The organism is Aminobacter sp. Piv2-1 (assembly GCF_037625995.1).
GTDB lineage: Bacteria > Pseudomonadota > Alphaproteobacteria > Rhizobiales > Rhizobiaceae > Aminobacter.
The window spans coordinates 109,726-131,618 of the sequence record NZ_JARKMU010000006.1; the positions used below are offsets into that span (position 1 = coordinate 109,726).

Here is a 21,893-nt window from a genome sequence, read left to right on the forward strand (position 1 = left end):
TCAAGGGGGATCGTGAACGCCGACCCTGCGACCCGCACCATGTCTGGAAGAAAGCCCTATGGTGCGTTGGGCAGTACCCACTGTAGCTTTGCAATCGCGCGATCACCGTCTTGAGCGATCCGAAGAACAGACGCCGGAAATTTGGGTAGACATCGAGCAAAGGCTCCAAATTCCTCAACGCGTTGGGTATGGCACGCACCCATTCGATCATTGGCTGTTGGGTAGCGGTGACGTTGGTAGAGATTGAACATCACGCTAATATGGCTCACCACGCACGCGAATTTCAGCACATCATTTTCCGGCAGCGCGCGCACATGGGGGACAAATGCAAGCACCGTTCGAGTTAAGCGAAGGAGAAGAGCGGCTACGGTCGATTATATCGACTTTCCCGCCTGACAGCTCCCATTGGAATGAAGCCGAAAACCGATTCCAATTTGTTGATCGCCTCTTCACCGAATGTCTGGGTTGGGAAAAGCCAAATATCCGAGTTGAGGTACAAGACGGTATTGGCGGGAAGGCAGATTACGTGCTCGGGCATCCGCCAAAGGCAGTGTTGGAAGCGAAACGCGAGGCGAAGGCATTCGGCGACCTCCCTGTAGGCAAGCCAACCTTGGTCCGCAAACTCGAACCTCTTATGAAAGCGTCTCCAGAGTTCAGGGAGGCTGTACACCAAGTCATCCCATACTGCTCCCTTCTTGGCGCGCAGGTAGCCATCGTATGCAACGGCCCCCAGTTGGCAATCTTCCAAGCAATGATTCCCGGTCAATCACCACTCGACGGCGAATGCTTCCTATTCAACGGGTTTGAGACCTATCTGTCCAACTTCTCACTCATGTGGACGCTGTTGTCGCCGGAAGGAATCTCTGAAAATCGAGCGTACAGAGACATAGCAATTCATCGCAACCCTAGGATACCAGAGAAGGCTTCGATAGTTATTCCCGAGCCGATGAGGCATCGCTACAGAAGTCTTTTCCAAGAAAATCTACGCGACCTGTCAGGACTTCTGCTAGAAGAGATTGAAGACAATCCCGACCTCAAGTCCGCCTTCTACCGCGATTGCTACGTACCAATTGAAGCTAACAATCGCCATCTTCTGCTTAGCAAGCAAATCATTTCCGCGCGATACAAACGCGCAAGCGGTAACGGAGTCACCCCAAGCGCCATTGATGAAACTTCGGTGTTGGGGAGTGCGAGTTCACGTCCGGTGGTGGTGTTGGGTGACGTGGGTGTTGGAAAAACTTCGTTCTTCGAGAATCTTTTCGAAAGAATGGACGTCGGCGAAAAAGCAAACACCTATTTCATCCACATCAATCTCGGCATCAAAGCCAATCTTTCCAAGGACGTGAAAACGTTTGTGCTTGCGGAGATTCCGGCGGTTCTCAGGAAAAAGTACGGCATTGATATCAACTCTTCAGCGTTCGTCGACTCGATCTACTATGAAGAGCTTCACGCATTCGATGACAGCGTCAAGGGTAGACTTAAGGCCGTTGATCTAATAGCTTATGAGAAAGAAAAGATCGAGTTTTTGTCAACGAAAATTGCGCAACAGGACAATCACCTGATGGCGGCGCTTGGTCACATCGTGCGCGGTCGTGGCAAACAAATCATCATTGTTATGGATAATGCCGACCAGCGAGGAATAGCCGTCCAGCAGGAAGCGTTTCTTATCTCCCAGGAGCTGGCGTCTTGGCGGAACTTGCTAATTTTCATCGCACTACGGCCAAGCACTTTCTATGACTCCAAAACCACTGGCGCACTCTCAGGCTACCAAAACAAGATTCTGACGATTTCTCCGCCACCGGCCGACGAGGTTGTGCAACGCCGCCTGACATTCGCGGTCCGCGTAGCGGAGGGGAAGGAGAACCCCGGCAAACTGGAGGGCATTAGGCTTCAACTCGGCAGTGTCGTAGCTTTCCTCAATGCGACGCTGCGCTCGGTTCGGTCGAATCAAGCAATACAGCAATTCTTGAGCAACATTAGTTCTGGCAACACGCGCTCTGTCATAGAACTGATCACGTCGTTCTGTGGAAGTCCAAATGTTGATTCTCAAAAAATCGTAAGAATTGAACAGGAGACGGGCGGCTATAAGGTTCCTCTCCACGAATTCACCAAACATGCTCTGCTCGGTGAGTACGCCTATTTCAATGCGCAATCCTCTCTCGTCGCCCAGAACGTTTTTGACGTCTCAACGGCGGATGCTCGTGAACATTTCCTCGCTTCTCTCATCGTCTCTTACTTGAGCTCCAACATCGGCGAGAAGGACAGCGACGGCTTCGTATTGGGCGAGTTCATAGTTGCGGAAATGCTACGTCTCGGCTTCATCGAAGACCAGACGCGGAATGCCTTGAGGCGACTGGCAGCGAAACGCCTCATCGAGACGCCTTACGCCCACTTCCGAGAGCTGAAAGTCCCCGAAAATCAGTTGCCGGATCAGTTTCATTTCAGAGCAACTTCGGTTGGGATTTATCATGTGAAGCATTGGATGGGGGCATTTTCGTTCTTGGACGCAACATCAACCGATACGCCGATATTCGATGAAGACTGTCGATCTTTGATATCGAACTTGGCTCCCTCGTTTGAGATCGCAGATAGATACAAGCGCGCGACGGAGTTCAGAGACTACCTTGAAAGCCAATGGCACTTGGCAAACATCAACGCAAAATACTTCGATTTCCCCGCAGTGCTGCGACTGCAAGAAGATGGCTTCAATGTCGTCAAAGGCGTGATTGATAAGAAGCCGTTCAAGCCCAAGCCTGTTTGGAAGAAACGTTAGTGGAGAATCGAAGGGACACGGGGAGGCATTATTCTCAAAACCCACGTTTGCGATATAAATTCTGCCCGCACACTGTTTCGTTGCAGCAGGTACTTGCAATGCACCAGGCACGATAACCGGCAGGCGCTCAGCGGTCGTTCGGCGATTTCGGCAGCAATGTCCGCTTTTGTGCGAAGGTGAAGCTTGCCTGAACGGCTGTAACTCGGGCGCAAGCCCGTCATTCCATGAGCTAGGTCTGAGCATCTGCTGCCAGCAGTCTGCCCCTCGCACTGGCCGGGGCTGCGAATGGCAGCGCTATCGCCACCGTCGACTTCTCAGCGCCAAGGCGCACCCGTCAGGACGTGGATAGCTTTTTCCTGAAGCAGCCCCGAGGCAACTCTCGCCGGCCAAGCCACCCCATTGAAATGGCTGCATTTCTCAAGCCACGCACGACAACCGTCCCGTTAATCGAAAAATTTTCTTTTCCACGCCCCTTTCACCCTCATGGATAATCCTCCGCATCGCCCTCGCGGGAACCCGGGTCATGAACCGGATGCCAGGGGAGGGCGGCGGCGTCCGGGTCGGCGGGGGGAGACGGTGCCTCCGCTGGGTGATGAGCCCCCAGGCCCGGGCCTTGCGGCGGCCGCCGGTGCGAACGCATCGGGGCGACTGAGCGGGGCAAGAGCGCCGGCGGACGCATGGCCAAGCGTCACGCACTAGCATCAAGACGACGCAAAGCCATGCGTCCGCTTTCCCGGCACGACCCGGCCTTTTTTCTTGGCGCGGGGCCGTTTTCGCGCGCCCGCATTTTCGCCCCCCAAGCAAAACCCATCAACCCGGCCGGCCCGCGGCCCATCAGCCACCCGGGCGGCCCGATCAGGAGCAGCAAGCCATGACCAGGAAACGCCCCCAGAAAGAGCCCATCCCCGACATCGAGATCGGCGGCCGCCCCGCCCCGCTCAGCCTGCACAACGCGATCGCGCTGGCCTTGTCGATCGCCGCCACCCAGGACGGCGCGCACCAGAACTGCCCGCGGCGCGAATGCCGCAGCTTTGGCCGCTGCCGCGCCTCGCCGACCATGGGCCGCTCGCGCCTCTGCGGCATGCCGTTCAGCCGCGAGGCCGAGCGCCGCGTCGTCGGCATGCTGATGTTCGCGCTCCAGCTCGCCAATGGCTGGCGCTGACGGGTGGGCGCAAGACCGCCGCGGCGGCCGGCGCCTAGCCGACGTCGAGCACGATCTTGCCGATGTGCTCGCCCTCCTCCATGCGTTCATGCGCCCGCCAGGCTTCCCGGAGCGGGAAGATCATGTCCATCACCGGGGCGACGCGGCGCACGGCGAGCAGCGGCCACACCTGCGCCTCGAGTGCCGCCGCGATGCCGGCCTTGAACTCGGTGGTGCGTGGCCTCAGCGTCGAGCCGGTATGGGTGAGCCGCTTGACCATCAGCCTGGAGAAGTCGGCGCTTGCCACCGCCCCGCCCTGGGTGGCGATCTGGACGATGCGCCCGTCGACCGCCGCGGCATTGTAGTTGCGTCCGACATAGTCGCCGCCGACCATGTCGAGGATGACGTTGGCGCCCTTGCCGTCGGTGGCGTCCTTCACCGCCTGGACGAAGTCCTCGGTCTTGTAGTTGATCGCCCGGTCCGCCCCGAGCTTCAGGCAGGCAGCACATTTTTCGTCCGAGCCGGCGGTGGCGATCACATAGGCGCCGAAGGCCGAGGCCAGCTGGATCGCCGTCGTGCCGATGCCCGACGTGCCACCATGCACCAAGAGCGTTTCGCCGGCCTTGAGGGCGCCGCGCTCGAACACGTTGTGCCAGACCGTGAAGAAGGTCTCCGGCAGCGCCGCGGCTTCCGTGAAGGTGAAGCCCGCCGGTATCGGCAGCGCGTTGGTTTCGTGCACCCTGGCATATTCGGCATAGCCGCCGCCCGGCGTCAGCGCGCAGACCTGGTCGCCCAGGCGCCAGCGCGAAACGCCCGCGCCGAGTGCGGCCACCTCGCCCGACACTTCGAGGCCCGGCAGGTCCGAGGCGCCGGGCGGCGCGGGATAGGCGCCCTTGCGCTGCAGCACGTCCGGCCGGTTGACCCCCGCCGCGTGCACCCTAATCAGGATCTCGCCGGCGCCCGGCTCCGGCAGGTCGCGCTTTTCCGCCTTGAGCACCCTCGGCCCGCCTGGCTGGGTGATCGCCACCGCGAGCATCTTCTCCGGAAGTCTGGCAGCGTTGGCCATGTCGTTTCTGGTCTCCGTTCCGTCCGGCTCGCGCCGGCATTTGCATGTCCTTGCCCGCACTATGTATTCTGATTGGCAAATCAGGCAAACGCCTGTCCGCGGATGGAGGCATCAGATGGCGCTCTTCGACGACGAACCCAAGAAGAAGCCCCTCGCCCACGAGATCGGCCAGGAGCTGTCGCTCCTGTCGGTCGGCGAGCTCAACGACCGCATCGGCCTGCTCAAGGCCGAGATCGTCCGGCTCGAGGCCGAGCTTGCCGCCAAGGGCACGACCAAGTCGGCCGCCGAGGCGCTGTTCAAGCGCTGACACATCGCCGCCGCCGAAATGCCCTAATGGGGCTGTCTTCACGATCCGGCACAAACTGATTCTTGGTGGGACAGACCGATGCTCGCAGCCTACAGGCCGATTCTCTCGCTGCTCCGCGGCACGGCCTTTCTCCTCGCCGCTTCGGGCCTGCACGGCCTTCTGCTCCCGCTTCGCGGCCAGGAGGAGGGCTTTTCCACCGCGGCACTCGGCCTGATGGGCACGGCCTGGGCGGGCGGCTTCGTCGCCGGCTGCTTTTTCGCCCCGCGCGTCGTGCGCCGCGCCGGCCACGTGCGTGCCTTCGGCACCTTTGCGGCCTCCGCGGCGATCGTCGCCCTTCTCACCGGCCTGATCGTCAACGAATATGTCTGGATCCTGCTGCGCGCCTTCACCGGCTTCGTCATGGCCGGCGCCTTCATGGTAATCGAGAGCTGGCTCAACGAGCGCGCCACCAACGAGAACCGCGGCACCGTCTTCGGTCTCTACATGATGGTGACCTATGCCTCGATCATGGCAGGCCAGATGATGGTCGCCGGCGGCGACGTCAAAAGCGCGTCGCTGTTCATGGTCACGGGCATCCTGTTCTGCCTGTCGCTGATCCCGACGGCGGTGTCGAGCGCGGCGCACCCCAAGCCGCTGCAGGACGTGTCGCTCGACCTCAAGGGACTCTACGCCAACTCGCCGGTCGCCTCGGTCGCCTGCTTCCTGATCGGCGTCGCCAATGGCGACTGGGGCACGCTGGGCGCGGTCTATGGCGCCCGCATCGGCATCTCGACGCCCCAGATCGCGCTGATGATGAGCCTGGTGGTGGTTGCCGGTGCGGCACTGCAGATCCCTGTCGGCAAGATCTCCGACCGTACCGACCGCCGCTACGTGCTGATCGGCGCCTCGCTCGCCTCGGCCGTCGCCGCCACGCTCATCTTCCTCGTCGCCCCGCGCTCCGGCGCCTTCGTCATCTTCATGACCGCCTGCTACGGCGCCTTCGCCTACACGCTCTATTCGCTGGCGGTGGCGCATGCCAACGACCACGCCAAGCCGGAGGATTTCGTCAAGGTTTCCGGCGGCCTGCTGCTGCTCTACGGCTTCGGCACCATGGTCGGGCCGATGCTCGGCGCAGGCCTGATGGACATGATGCGGCCGGAGGCCCTGTTCCTGGCCACCGCGGCCGCGCATTTCGCGCTCGCAGGCTATACCGCGCTGCGCATCCGCCGCCGCGCGCCCGTGCCGATCGAGGAGCGCGAAGCCTTCAAGACGCTGCCCGCCGACCGTTCGGCGACGCCCGAATCGCTGCGTCTCGATCCGCGTCAGAAACCCGAGCTGCAGGACTGACCGACTGCCGCCATGAGGTCGGGCCGCGGCCCGGCGAACATACATCCGATTGCGACTCTCGGTTGAGGTTTCCGGCGTGTTGCGGCACAAAGGATGGATGACTGCCCACGATACGTTTCTGGCAATCGCCGACGCCAACCGACGCCGCCTGCTCGAGGAATTGCGCCGCGGTCCGAAGACGGTGACGCAGCTTGCCGAGGGATTGCCGGTTTCCCGACCCGCCGTATCGCAGCATCTCAAGGTGCTGCTCGATGCGGGGCTGGTCAGCGCCCGTGCCGAAGGCACCAAGCGGTTCTATGCGGTCAGCAACAGCGGCTTCCGCAAGCTCAACCTCTGGCTGGATCAGTTCTGGGAAGGTTAGAATACTTCCGCATTTCTTCGAAGCGCGAAGACGCTCCATCTCGTTGTTGCGGCGCAATTCCGGACAGAAAGCCGCTGCGCATTTTTCCTGGAATTGCTCCAGCAAGCGGTTCGCTTGGCTCCGGCCCTCACCGGCCTAGTTTGGAATTGACGGAATCATGCCCAGACAAATTCGGCGGCAATGCGTGACTGCCGCCGTTATCCGGGGCCGCATCAGCCGATGCAGCCCCTGAAAAGACCGACGTCCTGACCTCAGTGCTGGGTCGGCGACCCTTTCAGTTTCTCAATCTCGTCCTTGAGCGCCAGCTTGCGACGCTTCAGCGCGACGAGTTGCAGGTCGTCGACGGAAGGATGGTTCATCGCTTCGTCCAGCTGACGTTCGATGTCGCCATGTTTCCGCTGAAGCTCTTCAAGATGGGATGCAAGAGACATGATTGGATCTCCCTTTCATGGATTCATGATTGCACCGCACACGAGCGTGCCCACCGCAGACAGCGCTCTGTGACGGAACCGTGACAGTCTGCCACCCCCTTTCGGAGATGTCGAATATGATGTGGTAGCATTTCCTGACAGCCCGAAATGTGATAAGGGCTTCGCGCCGGTGACAAGAGTTTCCGGCCCCCGCCTTTGGAGCGCCCGGGTGCGCCAGTGAGTTTGCAGACGGTAGACATGTCGGAACAGGAACAGGCCGAGATTCGTCTCGAGTTTGCACGCTTGAAGCAAGAACATGCCGATTTCGATGTCGCGATCAACGCGATGATCGCGACCGGCTGCGATCCGCTCCAGATCCAGCGCATGAAGAAGAAGAAGCTGGTTCTCAAGGACAAGATCGCCCAGATCGAGGACCGGATCATTCCCGACATCATAGCCTGAGAATCGGCGCCGCGCCGGCGCGGCTTTGTTGCGATCCGGCTGCAATTCCGCTAAGCGCAGCCTGTCAAACAGAGGTGCCGCGCGTGAGCAAGGACAGGGTCGACGTCGCCATCATCATGGGCAGCCAGTCCGACTGGGCGACCATGCGCCATGCCGCCGAACTGCTCGACGTGCTGGGCATCTCGCACGAGGCACGGATCGTCTCCGCCCATCGCACCCCCGACCGCCTCTACGAGTTCGCCAAGGGCGCCAAGGCCGCCGGCTTCCGCGTCATCATCGCCGGCGCCGGCGGCGCGGCCCATTTGCCCGGCATGGCCGCCGCCATGACTTCGCTGCCGGTGTTCGGCGTGCCGGTCGAATCGAAGGCGCTGTCGGGACAGGATTCGCTGCTTTCAATCGTCCAGATGCCGGCCGGCATTCCCGTCGGCACCCTTGCCATCGGCAAGGCGGGCGCGGCCAATGCGGCCCTGCTGGCCGCGGCCGTGCTAGCGCTGTCGGACGACGCACTCGCCCAACGGCTCGAAGACTGGCGCGCCGCCCAGACCGCCCGGGTCGCCGAACGGCCGACGGACGAAGCGTGACGGCCCCCCTCCCCCTCGGCGCGACCATCGGCATCGTCGGCGGCGGCCAGCTCGGCCGGATGCTCGCCATGGCCGCCGCCCGCCTGGGCTACAGGACCATCGTGCTCGAGCCCCAGGCCGACTGCCCTGCCGCGCAAGTCGCCAATCGCCAGATCGTCGCCGCCTATGACGACCCCGCCGCCCTCGACGAACTCGCCAGCGCAAGCGCCGTCGTGACCTATGAGTTCGAGAACGTGCCGGTCGTGGCCGCCGAGCATCTTTCGCGCAGCGCACCGGTCTATCCGCCGGCGCGCGCGCTGGAGGTCTCGCAGGACAGGCTGTCGGAGAAGACCTTCCTCAACAGCATCGGGATATCCACAGCCGACTTCCGCCCTGTGGAAAACGACCAGGACCTCGCCGACGCCCTCCATGCCTTCGGCGGCAGCGGCATCCTCAAGACCCGCCGCATGGGCTATGACGGCAAGGGCCAGATGGTCTTCCGCAACATGACCATGGGCGGCTTCGACGGCACCTGCGCCTCGCTCGGCAACGTGCCGCTGATCCTCGAATCTTTCGTCGCCTTCGAGCGCGAGATGTCGGTGATCGCGGCGCGCGGCACCGACGGCAGCGTGGCGGTCTTCGACCCCGCCGAGAACGTCCACAAAAACGGCATCCTGCACACCTCGACCGTGCCTGCCGCGATCGGTCCGGAGACCGCCGAAGCGGCGCGCGACGCCGCCCGGCGCATCCTCTCGGCGCTCGACTATGTCGGCGTCATCGGCATCGAGTTCTTCGTCCTTTCCGACGGCTCGCTGCTGGCCAACGAAATGGCGCCGCGCGTGCACAATTCCGGCCACTGGACGGAAGCGGCCTGCACGGTCTCGCAGTTCGAACAGCACATCCGCGCAGTCGCAGGCCTGCCGCTGGGCAATGCCAACCGCCATTCCGACTGCGTGATGGAAAACCTCGTCGGCGACGACATCGCCCGGGTGCCGTCGCTGCTCGCCGAGCCCGACGTCGCAGTCCATCTCTATGGCAAGGCCGAGGCCCGCCCGGGCCGCAAGATGGGCCATTTCACCCGCATTTCGACCATCCGGCGATAACAAGCCGGCCAGCCAACTGCAACGTCGCAAAAGGGCTGCAGGAAAGGGCTACGGAATGCCACGCCTGCGGTTGACTGGCCGCGACTCCTCGTCTATGAGCCAAACACACAATTTGGGCGCGCTGTTTGGCGCGCTTTTGTTTCGGCCCGACTGATGGGCCCCATCGACGGGTCAGTGACATGAAGATCAAGAATTCGCTCAAAGCGCTCAAGGGCCGCCACCGTGACTGCCAGCTGGTTCGTCGCAAGGGCCGCATCTACATCATCAACAAGACCGCCCCGCGCTACAAGGCTCGCCAGGGCTGATGTAGGCCCGGCCGCCCGCGGCCGGCGCATCACGGCAATTTCAGTTTGACGTTCCCATGCGGGGGTCTAGAATTTCCGCATGCGGAGCGTTTTTGCCATTTTTGCCATGGTGCTAACAGCCAGCCTGTCGCCCGAGGCGCTATTGGCCGAAACGCCAAGCAGCGCAGCGGTGGCCAAGGCGGAAAGCCCGCTGCAGGTCCTGTTTTCCGACCTGAAGCGGGAGCGCAACGAAAAGGCCGCCGAGCGCATCGCCAGCCGCATCTGGGATGAGTGGAACAAGTCCGGCAGCTCTTCCGTCGACCTGATGATGCTGTGGTCGCAACAGGCCATAGAAGCCAAGAAATACGACGTCGCGCTCGATTTCCTCGACCAGATCGTCACGCTCGACCCCAGCTATGCCGAAGGCTGGAACCGCCGCGCCACCGTGCACTTCCTGATGCAGAACTATCGCAAGTCGATGTCCGACATCGAGCACACGCTCGAACTCGAGCCCCGGCATTTCGGCGCGCTGTCGGGCATGGCCCAGATCATGACGGCGACCGGACGCGACGAACTGGCGCTTAAGGCATGGCAGCGCGTGCTCGACATCTACCCGATGTTGCGCAACGCCCAGAACGAGGTGTCGCGGCTGTCGGAAGAGTTGGCAGGCGAAGGCATCTGAGGAAGCAAACAGGGAATAGGGAACAGCGAGTATTTATCAGGAATCAGGGCTGGCGCTTTTCGCATCAGCGGGCACACTCACCTGCTCACTATTCACTGCTCGCTACTCGCCATTCCCCATTCGCTCGCGTACCCCTTCCCGCATGAACATTCTCACCGCAATCCCGGCCCTGCTTGTTGCGCTGGTTCTGGCGCTTGCGGGCGCAACCCGCGTGGCATCGCGGCTGATCGAGCGACGCAACCCGCCAGCGGGCAGCTTCGTCGACATCGACGGCACAAGGATACACTACGTGCACGCACCCGCGCCGCCCGGCGGCGACCTGCCGGCACTTGTGTTCATCCACGGCGCCAGTGCCAATCTGAAGGACCAGTTGCTGCCGCTGAGGCCGCGGTTCGAAGGCCGCGCCGAGATGCTGTTCTTCGACCGGCCGGGCCACGGCTGGTCGGGCCGCGGGCGGGGCGACAACGAGGACCCGACGGAGCAGTCGGCCACCATCGCGGCCCTGATGGACAAGCTCGGCATCAAGGACGCGATCATCGTCGGCCATTCGTTCGGCGGCGCGGTGACCGCGACCTTTGCACTCGAACATCCCGAGAAGACGCGTGGCCTGCTGTTCCTGTCGGCGGCGACGCATCCCTGGCCGGGCGGCGGCACCTCCTGGTACTACAGCTTGAGCGTCATGCCGGTGATCGGCCGCATCTTCGCGGAAACCATTGCCAACCCGGCCGGGCTGATGCGCATCGGTGCCGCGACCACCCGCGTCTTCTCGCCCAACCAGGTGCCGCAAGCCTATATCGACGACGCCTCGATCAAACTCGTGCTGCGACCGCAGGCGTTCCGGGCGAATGCGATCGATGTCGAAGGGCTGTACCGCCATGTGCTGGCGACGGCCCGGCGCTATCGCGACATCGGCGTGCCAACGGTGGTGATTTCGGGCGACGAGGACACGGTCGTCTACGAGGAGATCCATTCCGTCGGGCTCGCACGCGACATAGCGGACGCCGAGCTGGTCTGGGTCAAGAACCTCGGCCACAAGCCGGACTGGGTGGCGCCGGATCTGGTCGTGGCGGCTGTCGAAAAGCTCGCCGGCCAGCCGCGTGACCTGCAGGCGACGGCCCGCGCCGTCGAGGCACGGATTGCCGACGACGTGCACGCCCCGGGGTGCGTGAACGAGAAGGCGGCGGGAGTGAGTAGAGAGTAGTCGGGCGTGCCTGCCTGGAACGGCAGGCGTGTCTATTCACTACTCACTACTTCGCCATTCCCTTTTCGCTCAGCGGCTGCCCTTGCCGCCCGGCCCGACATAGGCGATGCGCAGCATGTTGGTGGAGCCGGGCGTCCTCAGCGGCACGCCGGCCGTGATGATGATGCGGTCGCCGGCGCCGGCAAACCCTTCGTTGAACGCGACGTTGCAGGCGCGATCGACCATGTCGTCGAGATCCGCGGCGTCGGGCGAGACCACGCAGTGCGTGCCCCACAGGAGCGACAGGCGGCGCGCCGTGTCGACGATCGGCGACAGCGCGATGATCGGCACCTGCGGCCGCTCGCGCGCCGCGCGCAGGCCGGTGGTGCCCGAAGCGGTGTAGGTGACGATCGACGACAGCTTCAGCGTCTCGGCGATTTCACGTGCGGCCAGCGATATGGCGTCGGCGCCGGTCGGCTCCGGCTGCGAGCGCTGGGCGTTGATGATGCCCGGATAGGTAGGGTCCTTCTCGACCTGCTGGGCGATGCGGTCCATCGTCGCCACCGACTCGACCGGGTATTGCCCGGCGGCGGATTCGGCCGACAGCATGATGGCGTCCGCACCTTCGAATACGGCGGTAGCCACGTCGGAGACCTCGGCGCGGGTCGGCACCGGTGCCGTGATCATCGATTCCAGCATCTGGGTGGCGACGACCACCGGCTTGCCGGCGCGGCGGGCGGCGCGGGTGATCTGCTTCTGGATGCCGGGAACCGCCTCGATCGGCATCTCGACGCCGAGGTCGCCGCGGGCGACCATCAGGGCATCGGACAGGTCGATGATCTCGGCGAGCCGGGCGACCGCCTGCGGCTTCTCGATCTTGGAGAGCAGCAGGGCGCGCCCTTGAGCGATCTTGCGGGCCTCGGCGAGATCCTCCGGACGCTGGATGAACGACAGCGCCACCCAGTCGACGCCGGTTTCGAGCACGGCATCGAGGTCCTTGCGGTCCTTTTCGGTGAGCGCGCCGACCGGCAGGTCGGTGTCGGGCAGGCTGACGCCCTTCTTGTCGGAAATCCTGGTGCCGGCGACGACAGTGCAGACGATCGACTTGCCGTCGGCCTTGGTCGCCTTGAGTTCGAGCTTGCCGTCGTCGATCAGCAGGCGATGACCGGCCTGCACCGACTTGAGGATCTCGGGATGCGGCAGGTGCACGCGGCTCGACGTGCCGAGCTCGGGATTGTCGTCGAGGGTAAACGTCTGGCCGACGCTCAGCTCTTCCTTGCCGTTGGCGAACTTGCCGACGCGGAGCTTGGGTCCCTGCAGGTCGGCAAGGATGCCGATCGGCCGGCCCACGTCGCCCTCGACCTTGCGGATGCGGCCGACGAGCGTGCGCATCGAATCATGGTCGGTATGGCTCATGTTGATGCGGAAGACGTCGGCTCCCGCCTCGAAGAGCTTGCGGATCATCGCCTCGTCGGAGGAGGCGGGACCGAGTGTTGCGAGTATCTTGACCTTGCGGCTGCGTCTCATTGACCGTTCGTTCCCGAGGCGGCTGTGGCGCCGCCCGTTGCGGGTTCGTCGGTGAGCTGGACCATCCAGTTCGCCTGCTCGCCCGTATCGTATTCCTGGAAGCCGGCGCGCTGGAAACCGCGCGCCACGCAGTCGGTCACGCCGGCAATCTTGAACTCTTTCTCGGCCACGCACATGGTGATCGGACCGTCCCAGCGGCCGCCGCGCTCGGCATCTTCTGCATAGAGATAGTAAAACCTCGATGACAGCGGCCCTTCGATCAGCGTCTTGCAGGTCGAGCCTTCGATGTGCCACCAGCCCTCGGTGATCCAGCCGGTCTTGGCGCGGTAGCCGATGCCGACGCCGACGAGGTTCTGCGTCGCGTTGCAGACGCGGAAATCGGCGCGGGCCGGCGTCGCGGCGACGGCGGCAATGAGCGGGACGGCGAGAAACAGGGAGAGCACTGCGACGGTTGAGCGCAGGCGCGGCCCCCCGACGTATCCCATCCCGATGCCCCTCTTCGACGTGTTCTGCATATTAGGTGCCCCTTTTCGGCAATGTCCGGGCGCATGTCAACGCGCGGCAATGAGCTTATCCAATCGATTTAGATGAGCGCGTCCCGCGTGATTTGCCGCCCCATCTGGCATATTCGAAAAAAGGTTGGCAAAACAACGGCGTTAGCACATATCCCCACCTCAGCGCCGGTCGCGCCGGCGCCCGCAGGACCGCCCAAGGACAAACTGCCGCCGATGACGCGAACAGCCCTTTTTGCCCCTTTCGACATCGTCGAAGGCGACCGCCGCCTGGGCCTCGTGCTGACTTGCGACCATGCCCGCCGCGACCTTCCGCAGGAATATGGCGATCTCGGTCTGCCGCCGGAGGAATTCGACCGCCACATCGCCTATGACATCGGCGCCGAAAAGGTGACGCGCAGGCTGGCGGCGCTGCTCGGCGTGCCGGCGGTGCTGGCCAATTTCTCGCGGCTCCTGATCGACCCCAATCGCGGCGAGGACGATCCCACCCTGATCCGCCAGCTCTATGACGGCTCGGTCATTCCGGGCAACTACCCGATGTCGGACGAGGAGCGCGAACGGCGCCTCGACAACTTCTACCGTCCCTACCACGATGCCGTCGGCGCCATGGTCGCCTCGGTGCACCAGAGCACCGGCACCGCGCCGTTCCTCTTGTCGATCCACTCCTTCACGCCGGTGATGCAGGGCCGCGCACGGCCGTGGCATGCGGGCGTGCTGTGGGACATGGACCACCGCGCCGCCTGGCCGCTGATCGAGATGCTGGCGGAAGACCCCGCGCTGGTGGTCGGCGACAACGAGCCCTATGACGGGGCGCTGCGCGGCGACACCATGTTCCGCCATGCCATCGTCAACGGCTTCGCCCATGCCCTGATCGAAATCCGCCAGGACCTGATCGGCGACGAGGCCGGCGCCGATGCCTGGGCCAGGCGGCTGGAACCCATCGTTGACGCCATCAACCGGCGAGCCGATATACATGAGGTCAGGCAATTCGGCTCGCGCACCGGGCCGCTGTAAAGGAGGACAGGATGGCCGATCTTACCGAGGCGCAGAAGCGCGAGTTCGAGGCAGCCGCCTTCCGCCGCCTGCTCGAGCATCTGAGCGAGCGTTCGGACGTCCAGAACATCGACCTGATGAACCTCGCCGGCTTCTGCCGCAACTGCCTGTCCAACTGGTATCGTGACGCCGCCGGCGCGGCCGGCGTGGAGCTTTCCAAGGAAGCGTCGCGCGAGATCATCTACGGCATGCCCTATGCCGAGTGGCAGGCGAAGCACCAGCGCGAGGCGACCGACGCCCAAAAGGCCGCCTTCGAGATCAACCGCCCGAAGGACCACTGAACGACCGATTCCGCGGCGATGTGCCGGTTGCGCCACGGCTTGCCCTTGACCCTCCCCGCATCATGAGGCATCGAACCCGCCGAAATTCCGTGGCGCACGACTCAGCGCCTTTTCCCAGTCACAAGTTTGCGGAGTGCCCCATGGCCGACGAAATCACCGAGACCAGCCAGACTGTTGCCGCCGGCCAGCTGCGCGCCTTCATCGAGCGCATCGAGCGCCTCGAGGAAGAGAAGAAGACCATCGCCGACGACATCAAGGACGTCTATGCCGAGGCCAAGGGCACCGGCTTCGACACCAAGGCGATCCGTACGCTGATCCGCCTGCGCAAGCAGGACCAGAACGAGCGGGCGGAAGAAGAGTCGATCCTCGACCTCTACAAGGCCGCCCTCGGCATGGTCTGAGGCCGCCGGTTCCTTTCGGAATGCAAAAACGCCGGCAGCGATGCCGGCGTTTTTCGTTTGTGGGTGATCCTGTCAGTTGCCGCTAAACCGCCATGGCCATTTCGACGCTGCGCGGGGAGAAGATGGCCCGGCCCGGATCGAGGTCGTAGTGGCCTTCGTAGCGCGCGGCGTCGCCGGCGAGCTGCGCGACCGAATCCAGGATGAAGGCGATCTTGTCCTCGCTGAGCAGGACGCTGAAGTTGAGCCGGGTGAAGCCGGGCTTCTTCATCTCGTCGCCGGCGAGAATTGCCGCGCGCATCCGCTGCGATTCCTCGTCGCCGATGGCGAGCAGCCGATGCACATAGGGGCCGGCGCAGGCGCAGCCGCCGCGCGCCTGGATGCCGAACCGGTCGCTCAGCATGCGGGTGACGAGCTGCTGGTGGACATAGCCGCCCTGGCCGTTGCGCACCCGGAACGAGAAGATCGGCAACCGGCCGGGTTCGAGCGAGCCCAGCAGCTCCAGCCGATCCACGCCTTGCCAGGCCGCGACCGCGCGCCGGGTAAGCTCGGCGTTACGCGCCTGCATGGCGTCGATGCCGATCGCCTCCTTGACCAGGAAGGCCAGCGCGGCGCGGATGTCGCCGACGACGTTGGGCGTGCCCGCTTCCTCGCGCGTTTCGAGGCTGTCGCTGTAATCGTGCGCCGTCGATGAGACAAACTTGACGGTGCCGCCGCCCGGCCAGGACGGCTTGGTCGTCGTCACCGCATCGCGGCGAACGATCAGCACGCCCGACGCGCCCGGCCCGCCGATGAACTTGTGCGGCGAGACGACGAGCGCGTCGATCTCGGCGCCTTCGGCAGGCGACATGGCGATGGGCAGATAGGGCCCGCCGCCCGCATAGTCCCACACCGCCTTGGCGCCCGCGGCCTTGATCCTGCGGGTGACGCCGGCGACGTCGGTGATGATGCCGGTGACGTTGGAGGCTGCTGAAAAGGCGCAGACCTTGAGGTCGGCTTCGACCGCGAGCGCCGCATCGAGCATTTGCAGATCGGGGCCGCCCGACGCGGCCTCGGCGATCTCGATCACCTCGGCGCCGCTTTCGCGCCAGGGCAGAATGTTCGAATGGTGCTCGTAGGGCCCGATGATGACGCGCACGCGCTTGCCCTGCGCCATCGCATCGGCGACGCCGAGCAGCTTGACCAGCCGGTTGAGGCCCGCCGTGGCACCTGAGCCGGCGAAGACGACGGCGTGTTCCCTGGTGGCGCCGCAGCAACCGGCGATGACCGCGCGCGCCTCGCGGCGCAGGCGGGTCATGAAGCCGCCGCAGTAGGAGGCCTCGGTATGGCTGTTGGCGTAGTAGGGCAGCACTTCCTCGAGGATGAAGCGTTCGATCTGCATCAGTGCCCGGCCCGAGGCGACGTAGTCGGCATAGACGAGCGTCTTGGCGCCGAACGGCCCTTCGATCCTGGCGTTCTGGCCGACCAGCCCGGCCTGCAGCGCCGATACCGTATCGCCGGCTGCAAGGCTCTCCCTGAACCCATGCAGCAAACCGGTGGTGCCAGACATTTCGCGTGCTCCTCTTCCAGAAACCGTTCCCGACGGTATGGACGAAGAGTCTAATCGCGTTTCAGTGGAGAAACATTATCGTTTTCTCGCGACATCGCAGGCAAATTGTGTCATTCAATCGCCAAGATGGAAAAGATTGACGAAATTGATCGCAAGATCCTGTCGTGCCTCCAGAAGGACGGCTCGATCTCGCAGCGTGATTTGGCCGAGCGCGTCGGCCTGTCGCAAAACGCCTGCTGGCGCCGCCTGCAACGGCTTAACACCACCGGCCTGATCCGCGGCACCCATGCCGACATCGACGTGGCGGCGCTGGGCTACGACCTCACCGTCTTCGTGATGATCCGCACCCGCCACCACTCGAAGGAATGGGCCGACGATTTCCGCAAGCATGTCGAGCGCCTGCCCGAGGTGATCGACTTCTACCGTATCGGCGGCGACTGGGACTACCTGATCAAGGTCGTGACCAGGGGCATGGGCGGATACGATGCCTTCTACCAGAAGCTGATCACCAGTTTCGACCTGGCGACGGTGACCGGCTTCTTTTCCATGGAAGCGATCATCGACAACCGCGCCGCCGACCTCAACCGGCTGAAATGAAACGCAAGCGCGAGCGAGGGAGCGTGCGGGGAAGCACTGGCGCAAGGCGATGAACGACGGCGGGAACCGGAAAGCTTCGCAATCGTTCACCTTGTTGCAGAACAAGACTTTTGGCGCACTTGTAAAGACGACGCACATGATGCCCTAATCGGGTGGTAGACTGTTGCAAGTGCGGCAACAGCATGGGGTCAGGCCATGACGGATACCGGGCGGCTTCATCCTTCGGACAATGCGGGGCCCGTCGGCGGCGGCCTTGCGGCGTTCTTCTTGCGCCGCTGGCACGGCGAGGTGTCGCTCGCCCAGTTGTTCTGGCGCGACATGGTCGGTGTCGGCAGCCTGATCAACGTCGCCACGACGGTCGTGGCCCTGCTCATCCTCGCCGCGAAGCTGCCGATATGGTGGGCGTTTGCGGTGCATCTCGCGCCGCTGCCCTACAACCTGTTCCTCTATGGCAGCGTGCTCAGGACCGCCGACATGACCGCGGCGCCCAACGCCAACACGTTGAAGCTGGGCGCAACGCTGTGGATCGTCCTCGCCAGCCTGCTCTAGCTCATCCTTTCCGTTTCAGGTGTTTCCACCCGAAAGCGGGATGTCTGGAGTTCAGCCGGCCGACGGCTCGAAGTTCAGCGCGACTCCATTGATGCAGTAGCGCAGCCCGGTGGGCGGCGGACCGTCGGGGAAGACATGGCCGAGATGGCTGCCGCAATTGGCGCAATGAACCTCGGTGCGCATCATGCCGTAGCTGCGGTCGACGGTGGTTTCGACCGACCCGTCGACCGGGTCGTTGAAGCTCGGCCAGCCGGTGCCGCTCTCGAACTTGAGCTTGGATTCGAACAGGGGCTGGTCGCAGCCGGCGCATTTGAAGGTGCCGGCGCGCTTCTCGTAAAGCAGCGCGCAGCTTCCCGGACGCTCGGTGCCGTGGTGGCGCATCACCTGGTACTGCTCGGGCGTGAGCAGCGCGCGCCATTCGGCGTCGGTGCGGGTGACGGGATAGGTCTTGCTGTCCATGCTCATGGTCTCCCACGCTCAAATGTCTTCATCGCACAGATAGGTACGAGCGCTTTTGCGCGACAGTGCATCACTTCACGGTGAACTGGGCGGCCCGTCAATGCTTGCGCGACAATTGCTTGGTCGCCGCCTCCAGGCCCGCCAGGGTCAGCGGGTACATGCGGTTGGCGAAGATGTCCGAGATCATCTTGATCGAGCTCGTATAGCTCCAGTGCTTCTCCCGGATCGGGTTGAGCCAGACGGCGTTCGGCCACTGGTCGAGCACGCGGCGCAGCCACACCGCCCCCGGCTCGGGGTTCCAGTGCTCGACCGAGCCGCCGGCATAGGCGATCTCGTAGGGGCTCATCGAAGCGTCGCCGACGAAGATCACCTTGTAGTCGTGGCCGTATTTGTGCAGCACGTCGAGCGTCGGCAGGACCTCGGAATGGCGGCGGCGGTTGTCCTTCCACACGCCTTCGTAGAGACAATTGTGGAAGTAGAAATATTCGAGCTGGCGGAACTCGGCCCGCGCTGCCGAGAACAGCTCCTCGACGCTACTGATGTGGTCGTCCATCGAGCCGCCGACGTCGAAGAACATCAGGAGCTTCACCGCGTTGCGCCGCTCGGGGCGGGTCTTGACGTCGAGATAGCCGTGATCGGCGGTGGCGTGGATGGTGCCAGGCAGGTCGAGCTCTTCCTCGGCACCCTCGCGCACCCAGCGGCGCAAACGCTTGAGCGCCACCTTGATGTTGCGCGTGCCGAGTTCGACCTGGTCGTCGAAATTCCTGAACTCGCGCTTGTCCCACACCTTGACCGCGCGACGGTGGCGACTCTCGTGCTGACCTATGCGCACGCCCTCGGGATTGTAGCCATAGGCGCCGAAGGGCGAGGTGCCGGCGGTGCCGATCCATTTCGACCCGCCCTGGTGGCGGCCCTTCTGCTCTTCGAGCCGCTGTTTCAGTGTCTCCATCAGCTTCTCGAAGCCGCCGAGCGCCTCGACCAGCTTTTTCTCCTCGTCGGTGAGCGTCTTTTCGGCAAGCCTGCGCAGCCACTCCTCGGGGATGTTGGCGGCATCGACGCCGCCCTCGCCCGAGATCGCCTCGACGCCCTTGAAATAGTGGGAAAAAACCTGGTCGAAGCGGTCGATGTGGCGCTCGTCCTTCACCAGCGCCGCACGCGCCAGATAATAGAAGCCCTCGACGTCATAGCTGACCAGATCCGCGCCGAGACCTTCGAGCAGGGTCAGGTATTCGCGCAGCGACACCGGAACCTTGGCCGCCTTGAGCTCGAGGAAGAAGGGTATGAACATGGCAGGCACTTTGCTTCCGCGCGCGCCGGCGGGCAAGCCCGTCAGCGACGCCGTCCAGGCAAAACCGGCCAAGGTTCGACCCTTCGGCAAGGTTGCAACAGCTGAAATCTAATTAAAGTAAAAATCGGATTCAGTCTTTCTTGGTAATTTCCCGTTAGCAATTCCCGTCAGTGGGGAAGCGGGGGCGAGTCTGCCTTCGGCCCGAGTTGCTTTGCGTACGGGTATCATGCGTTTTTCAACCGCGTCTGCGATCATTCTCGCCAGCATGGCCCTGGCAGGCTGCACTTCGAGCCTGGGGCTGAGCGACATCATGTCGTCGGCACCGTCCAGGGAAACGACGAGCTCCATCGCCCGGCCCGCCAGCCCGATCCCCACGGCCGATGTCGCGGCAGCGCCCGCGGCACCCGCCCCGGTTTTCCAGCAGGCGATGGCCGCGCCCATGCCGCGCCAGGGGCTGCTGGCGGCACCGCCCGTGCCGGAGGCCGCCGTGACGGAAGCGCCGGTCGAGGTGGCGATGGCCGCGCCAGTCGTCGAACTCGACGACATCCCGACCCCTGACGCCAAGCCGATCGCGCTGGTCTCGCCATCCAATCCGATGAAGGCGACACCGTTTGCGCCGGGCCAGATCTACGGCCGCCGCTTCCGCGACGCCAAGCCAATCAATTTCGGCAAGGCCATGTCGCCCAAGAATTTCGCCGTCCATGGCGTCGACGTGTCGCGCTGGCAGGGCGAGATCGACTGGCCGAAGCTGCGGACGCAGGGCGCCAACTTCGCCTACATCAAGGCGACCGACGGCGGCGATTACCTCGACCCGATGTTCAAGGAGAACTGGCGCGAGGCGGGGGCCGCCGGCTTGCGCCGCGGCGCGTATCACTTCTTCTACTGGTGCCGCACCGCCGGCGAGCAGGCCGACTGGTTCATCCGCAACGTGCCCAGGGTCGAGGGCGCGCTGCCGCCGGTCATCGACGTCGAATACAACGGCGAATCGAGCTGCAAGCGGCGCCTGCCGCGCGAGACGATCATCGAGAAGATGCAGGTCTTCATGGACAGGCTGGAGCGCTATTACGGCCAGCGCCCGATCATCTACACGGCGCCCGACTTCTACCGCGACAACCTCGAGGGCGAGTTCCTCGACTATCCGTTCTGGCTGCGCGCCGTCGCCCAGCCGCCGTCGAAGGTCTATCCCGGCCGCAAATGGCTGTTCTGGCAGTATTCGGGTTCGGGCCTGTCGCACGGCGTCGACGGCAAGATCGACCTCAACGTCTTCTACGGCAACGAGGAGACCTGGAACGCCTGGCTGGCGAAGGCGACGAGCTGAGGCTCGCCGCCGCTGGCCGTAGGACGCCGGGCCTAGAGCAGATCGTATTCGATGAAGCCGGTGCGCCGCGCCACGCGGTCGTAGAGCTTGCGCGCCGTGGCGTTGGTCTCGTGCGTCATCCAGTAGACGTTCTTGACGCCGATCTTGGCCGCTTCCTGCCTGACGGCTTCGATGAGGGCCGCGCCCACGCCCTTGCCGCGCGCCGCCGGGTCGGCGAACAGGTCCTGCAGGTAGCAATTGTTGGCCTCGGACCAGCCCGAGCGGTGATAGAGATAGTGCGTCAGGCCGACAGCCTTGCCGTCGACGACGGCGATCAGGCCCTTGGGCTCGAACTCGCCGTCGCTGAACAGGCGCTTCCAGGCGAGCTGGTAGATCTTCTCGGGCAGCACCGTATTGTAGAAATCGAGATAGGCGGTCCACAGGCGGCGCCAATCCTCATGGTCGGCAAGCGCGAGCGGGCGGATGGTGATGTCGGTCATGGCCTTGCCTTCCGTGAGCAGGTTGATTGGGCGGGAATTTGCCTGAGCACGGCTGCGCGGCCAACGGTCCACGGCACGGGAAAGCGCTGGCCGGATTGCTCCCCCTCACCCGGCCTCCGCTGCGCTCGGCCGACCTCTCCCCGAGGGGAGAGGAGGCCTGAGGCACCTCGCCCTCCTCTTCTCCCCAACGGGGAGAAGGTGGCCGCGGAGCGGCCGGATGAGGGGGAG

At 63.8% G+C, this 21,893-nt stretch carries 25 protein-coding genes; 17 read left to right on the plus strand and 8 right to left on the minus strand.

Annotated features, from left to right (window positions below; all coding sequences use genetic code 11):
• Positions 1-325 precede the first annotated feature (325 nt).
• Together AmiPiv_RS12800 and AmiPiv_RS12805 are read left to right on the plus strand one after the other, a co-directional pair.
• On the plus strand, positions 326-2,773 hold the full coding sequence (locus tag AmiPiv_RS12800) for a hypothetical protein (RefSeq protein WP_340037850.1): 2,448 nt from the start codon (positions 326-328) through the stop codon (positions 2,771-2,773).
• An 871-nt stretch (positions 2,774-3,644) separates the two neighbouring features.
• Positions 3,645-3,935 (plus strand): hypothetical protein, encoded by a 291-nt coding sequence (locus AmiPiv_RS12805; protein WP_340037851.1) that lies wholly within the window; start codon positions 3,645-3,647, stop codon positions 3,933-3,935.
• A gap of 34 nt (positions 3,936-3,969) precedes the next feature.
• On the opposite strand, the gene AmiPiv_RS12810 is transcribed toward AmiPiv_RS12805, so the two are convergent.
• Positions 3,970-4,980, minus strand: coding sequence for an NAD(P)H-quinone oxidoreductase (locus tag AmiPiv_RS12810; protein WP_340037852.1), 1,011 nt, complete (start codon positions 4,978-4,980; stop codon positions 3,970-3,972).
• A gap of 115 nt (positions 4,981-5,095) precedes the next feature.
• Here AmiPiv_RS12810 and AmiPiv_RS12815 point away from each other — a divergent pair, with 115 nt between their 5' ends.
• From AmiPiv_RS12815 to AmiPiv_RS12825, 3 genes are all read left to right on the plus strand, one after another.
• A complete protein-coding gene (locus AmiPiv_RS12815; protein ID WP_340037853.1) occupies positions 5,096-5,287 on the plus strand; it encodes a DUF1192 domain-containing protein in 192 nt (63 codons plus the stop codon).
• 78 nt (positions 5,288-5,365) lie between these two features.
• Positions 5,366-6,613, plus strand: a complete 1,248-nt coding sequence (locus AmiPiv_RS12820; RefSeq protein ID WP_340037854.1) for an MFS transporter — start codon at positions 5,366-5,368, stop codon at positions 6,611-6,613.
• A gap of 97 nt (positions 6,614-6,710) precedes the next feature.
• On the plus strand, positions 6,711-6,974 hold the full coding sequence (locus AmiPiv_RS12825; protein WP_340037855.1) for an ArsR/SmtB family transcription factor: 264 nt from the start codon (positions 6,711-6,713) through the stop codon (positions 6,972-6,974).
• Between the two features lie 251 nt (positions 6,975-7,225).
• Here the strand turns inward: AmiPiv_RS12825 and AmiPiv_RS12830 are convergent, their stop codons facing one another.
• Positions 7,226-7,405: a YdcH family protein gene (locus AmiPiv_RS12830; protein WP_340037856.1), complete on the minus strand. Its 180-nt coding sequence runs from the start codon at positions 7,403-7,405 to the stop codon at positions 7,226-7,228.
• Positions 7,406-7,642: 237 nt separating this feature from the next.
• Here AmiPiv_RS12830 and AmiPiv_RS12835 point away from each other — a divergent pair, with 237 nt between their 5' ends.
• The 6 genes from AmiPiv_RS12835 to AmiPiv_RS12860 all read left to right on the plus strand — a co-directional run bounded on the left by AmiPiv_RS12835 (position 7,643) and on the right by AmiPiv_RS12860 (position 11,676).
• Positions 7,643-7,846 carry a YdcH family protein gene (locus AmiPiv_RS12835; RefSeq protein ID WP_340037857.1) on the plus strand — a complete coding sequence of 68 codons (204 nt, stop codon included), beginning with the start codon at positions 7,643-7,645 and terminating at the stop codon, positions 7,844-7,846.
• Between the two features lie 116 nt (positions 7,847-7,962).
• Complete coding sequence (gene purE / locus AmiPiv_RS12840; RefSeq protein WP_340038104.1) at positions 7,963-8,427, plus strand: 5-(carboxyamino)imidazole ribonucleotide mutase; 465 nt, start codon at positions 7,963-7,965, stop codon at positions 8,425-8,427.
• Positions 8,424-9,509 carry a 5-(carboxyamino)imidazole ribonucleotide synthase gene (locus AmiPiv_RS12845; protein WP_340037858.1) on the plus strand — a complete coding sequence of 362 codons (1,086 nt, stop codon included), beginning with the start codon at positions 8,424-8,426 and terminating at the stop codon, positions 9,507-9,509. The genes purE and AmiPiv_RS12845 overlap by 4 nt, the downstream gene beginning before the upstream one ends.
• Positions 9,510-9,688: 179 nt before the next feature.
• On the plus strand, positions 9,689-9,814 hold the full coding sequence (gene ykgO / locus AmiPiv_RS12850; RefSeq protein WP_018429929.1) for a type B 50S ribosomal protein L36: 126 nt from the start codon (positions 9,689-9,691) through the stop codon (positions 9,812-9,814).
• A 79-nt stretch (positions 9,815-9,893) separates the two neighbouring features.
• Complete coding sequence (locus AmiPiv_RS12855) at positions 9,894-10,475, plus strand: tetratricopeptide repeat protein (RefSeq protein WP_340037859.1); 582 nt, start codon at positions 9,894-9,896, stop codon at positions 10,473-10,475.
• Positions 10,476-10,617: 142 nt separating this feature from the next.
• On the plus strand, positions 10,618-11,676 hold the full coding sequence (locus AmiPiv_RS12860) for an alpha/beta fold hydrolase (RefSeq protein WP_340037860.1): 1,059 nt from the start codon (positions 10,618-10,620) through the stop codon (positions 11,674-11,676).
• A 69-nt stretch (positions 11,677-11,745) separates the two neighbouring features.
• Here AmiPiv_RS12860 and pyk read toward each other — a convergent pair whose 3' ends face one another.
• Positions 11,746-13,182, minus strand: a complete 1,437-nt coding sequence (gene pyk / locus AmiPiv_RS12865; protein ID WP_340037861.1) for a pyruvate kinase — start codon at positions 13,180-13,182, stop codon at positions 11,746-11,748.
• On the minus strand, positions 13,179-13,667 hold the full coding sequence (locus AmiPiv_RS12870) for a DUF1036 domain-containing protein (protein ID WP_445206955.1): 489 nt from the start codon (positions 13,665-13,667) through the stop codon (positions 13,179-13,181). The genes pyk and AmiPiv_RS12870 overlap by 4 nt, the downstream gene beginning before the upstream one ends.
• 243 nt (positions 13,668-13,910) lie before the next feature.
• On the opposite strand from AmiPiv_RS12870, the gene AmiPiv_RS12875 reads away from it, so the two are divergent.
• From AmiPiv_RS12875 to AmiPiv_RS12885, 3 genes are all read left to right on the plus strand, one after another.
• A complete protein-coding gene (locus AmiPiv_RS12875; RefSeq protein ID WP_340037862.1) occupies positions 13,911-14,708 on the plus strand; it encodes an N-formylglutamate amidohydrolase in 798 nt (265 codons plus the stop codon).
• A gap of 11 nt (positions 14,709-14,719) precedes the next feature.
• A complete protein-coding gene (locus AmiPiv_RS12880; protein WP_340037863.1) occupies positions 14,720-15,028 on the plus strand; it encodes a DUF1244 domain-containing protein in 309 nt (102 codons plus the stop codon).
• 140 nt (positions 15,029-15,168) lie between these two features.
• Positions 15,169-15,429: a DUF2312 domain-containing protein gene (locus tag AmiPiv_RS12885; RefSeq protein ID WP_340037864.1), complete on the plus strand. Its 261-nt coding sequence runs from the start codon at positions 15,169-15,171 to the stop codon at positions 15,427-15,429.
• An 82-nt stretch (positions 15,430-15,511) separates the two neighbouring features.
• Here AmiPiv_RS12885 and AmiPiv_RS12890 read toward each other — a convergent pair whose 3' ends face one another.
• On the minus strand, positions 15,512-16,975 hold the full coding sequence (locus AmiPiv_RS12890) for an aminotransferase class V-fold PLP-dependent enzyme (protein ID WP_340037865.1): 1,464 nt from the start codon (positions 16,973-16,975) through the stop codon (positions 15,512-15,514).
• Positions 16,976-17,101: 126 nt separating this feature from the next.
• On the opposite strand from AmiPiv_RS12890, the gene AmiPiv_RS12895 reads away from it, so the two are divergent.
• Both AmiPiv_RS12895 and AmiPiv_RS12900 read left to right on the plus strand, forming a co-directional pair.
• Positions 17,102-17,572: an Lrp/AsnC family transcriptional regulator gene (locus tag AmiPiv_RS12895; protein WP_340037866.1), complete on the plus strand. Its 471-nt coding sequence runs from the start codon at positions 17,102-17,104 to the stop codon at positions 17,570-17,572.
• A 195-nt stretch (positions 17,573-17,767) separates the two neighbouring features.
• Positions 17,768-18,121, plus strand: coding sequence for a hypothetical protein (locus tag AmiPiv_RS12900; protein WP_340037867.1), 354 nt, complete (start codon positions 17,768-17,770; stop codon positions 18,119-18,121).
• Between the two features lie 51 nt (positions 18,122-18,172).
• Here AmiPiv_RS12900 and msrB read toward each other — a convergent pair whose 3' ends face one another.
• Together msrB and AmiPiv_RS12910 are read right to left on the minus strand one after the other, a co-directional pair.
• The gene (msrB, locus tag AmiPiv_RS12905) at positions 18,173-18,580 is read right to left on the minus strand and encodes a peptide-methionine (R)-S-oxide reductase MsrB (RefSeq protein ID WP_340037868.1); all 408 of its coding nucleotides are present in this window, start codon (positions 18,578-18,580) and stop codon (positions 18,173-18,175) included.
• 97 nt (positions 18,581-18,677) lie between these two features.
• The gene (locus AmiPiv_RS12910; RefSeq protein WP_340037869.1) at positions 18,678-19,868 is read right to left on the minus strand and encodes a vWA domain-containing protein; all 1,191 of its coding nucleotides are present in this window, start codon (positions 19,866-19,868) and stop codon (positions 18,678-18,680) included.
• A 226-nt stretch (positions 19,869-20,094) separates the two neighbouring features.
• Here AmiPiv_RS12910 and AmiPiv_RS12915 point away from each other — a divergent pair, with 226 nt between their 5' ends.
• The gene (locus AmiPiv_RS12915; RefSeq protein ID WP_340037870.1) at positions 20,095-21,186 is read left to right on the plus strand and encodes a glycoside hydrolase family 25 protein; all 1,092 of its coding nucleotides are present in this window, start codon (positions 20,095-20,097) and stop codon (positions 21,184-21,186) included.
• A gap of 32 nt (positions 21,187-21,218) precedes the next feature.
• Here the strand turns inward: AmiPiv_RS12915 and AmiPiv_RS12920 are convergent, their stop codons facing one another.
• Positions 21,219-21,665 (minus strand): GNAT family N-acetyltransferase, encoded by a 447-nt coding sequence (locus AmiPiv_RS12920; protein ID WP_340037871.1) that lies wholly within the window; start codon positions 21,663-21,665, stop codon positions 21,219-21,221.
• Between the last annotated feature and the right edge of the window lie 228 nt (positions 21,666-21,893).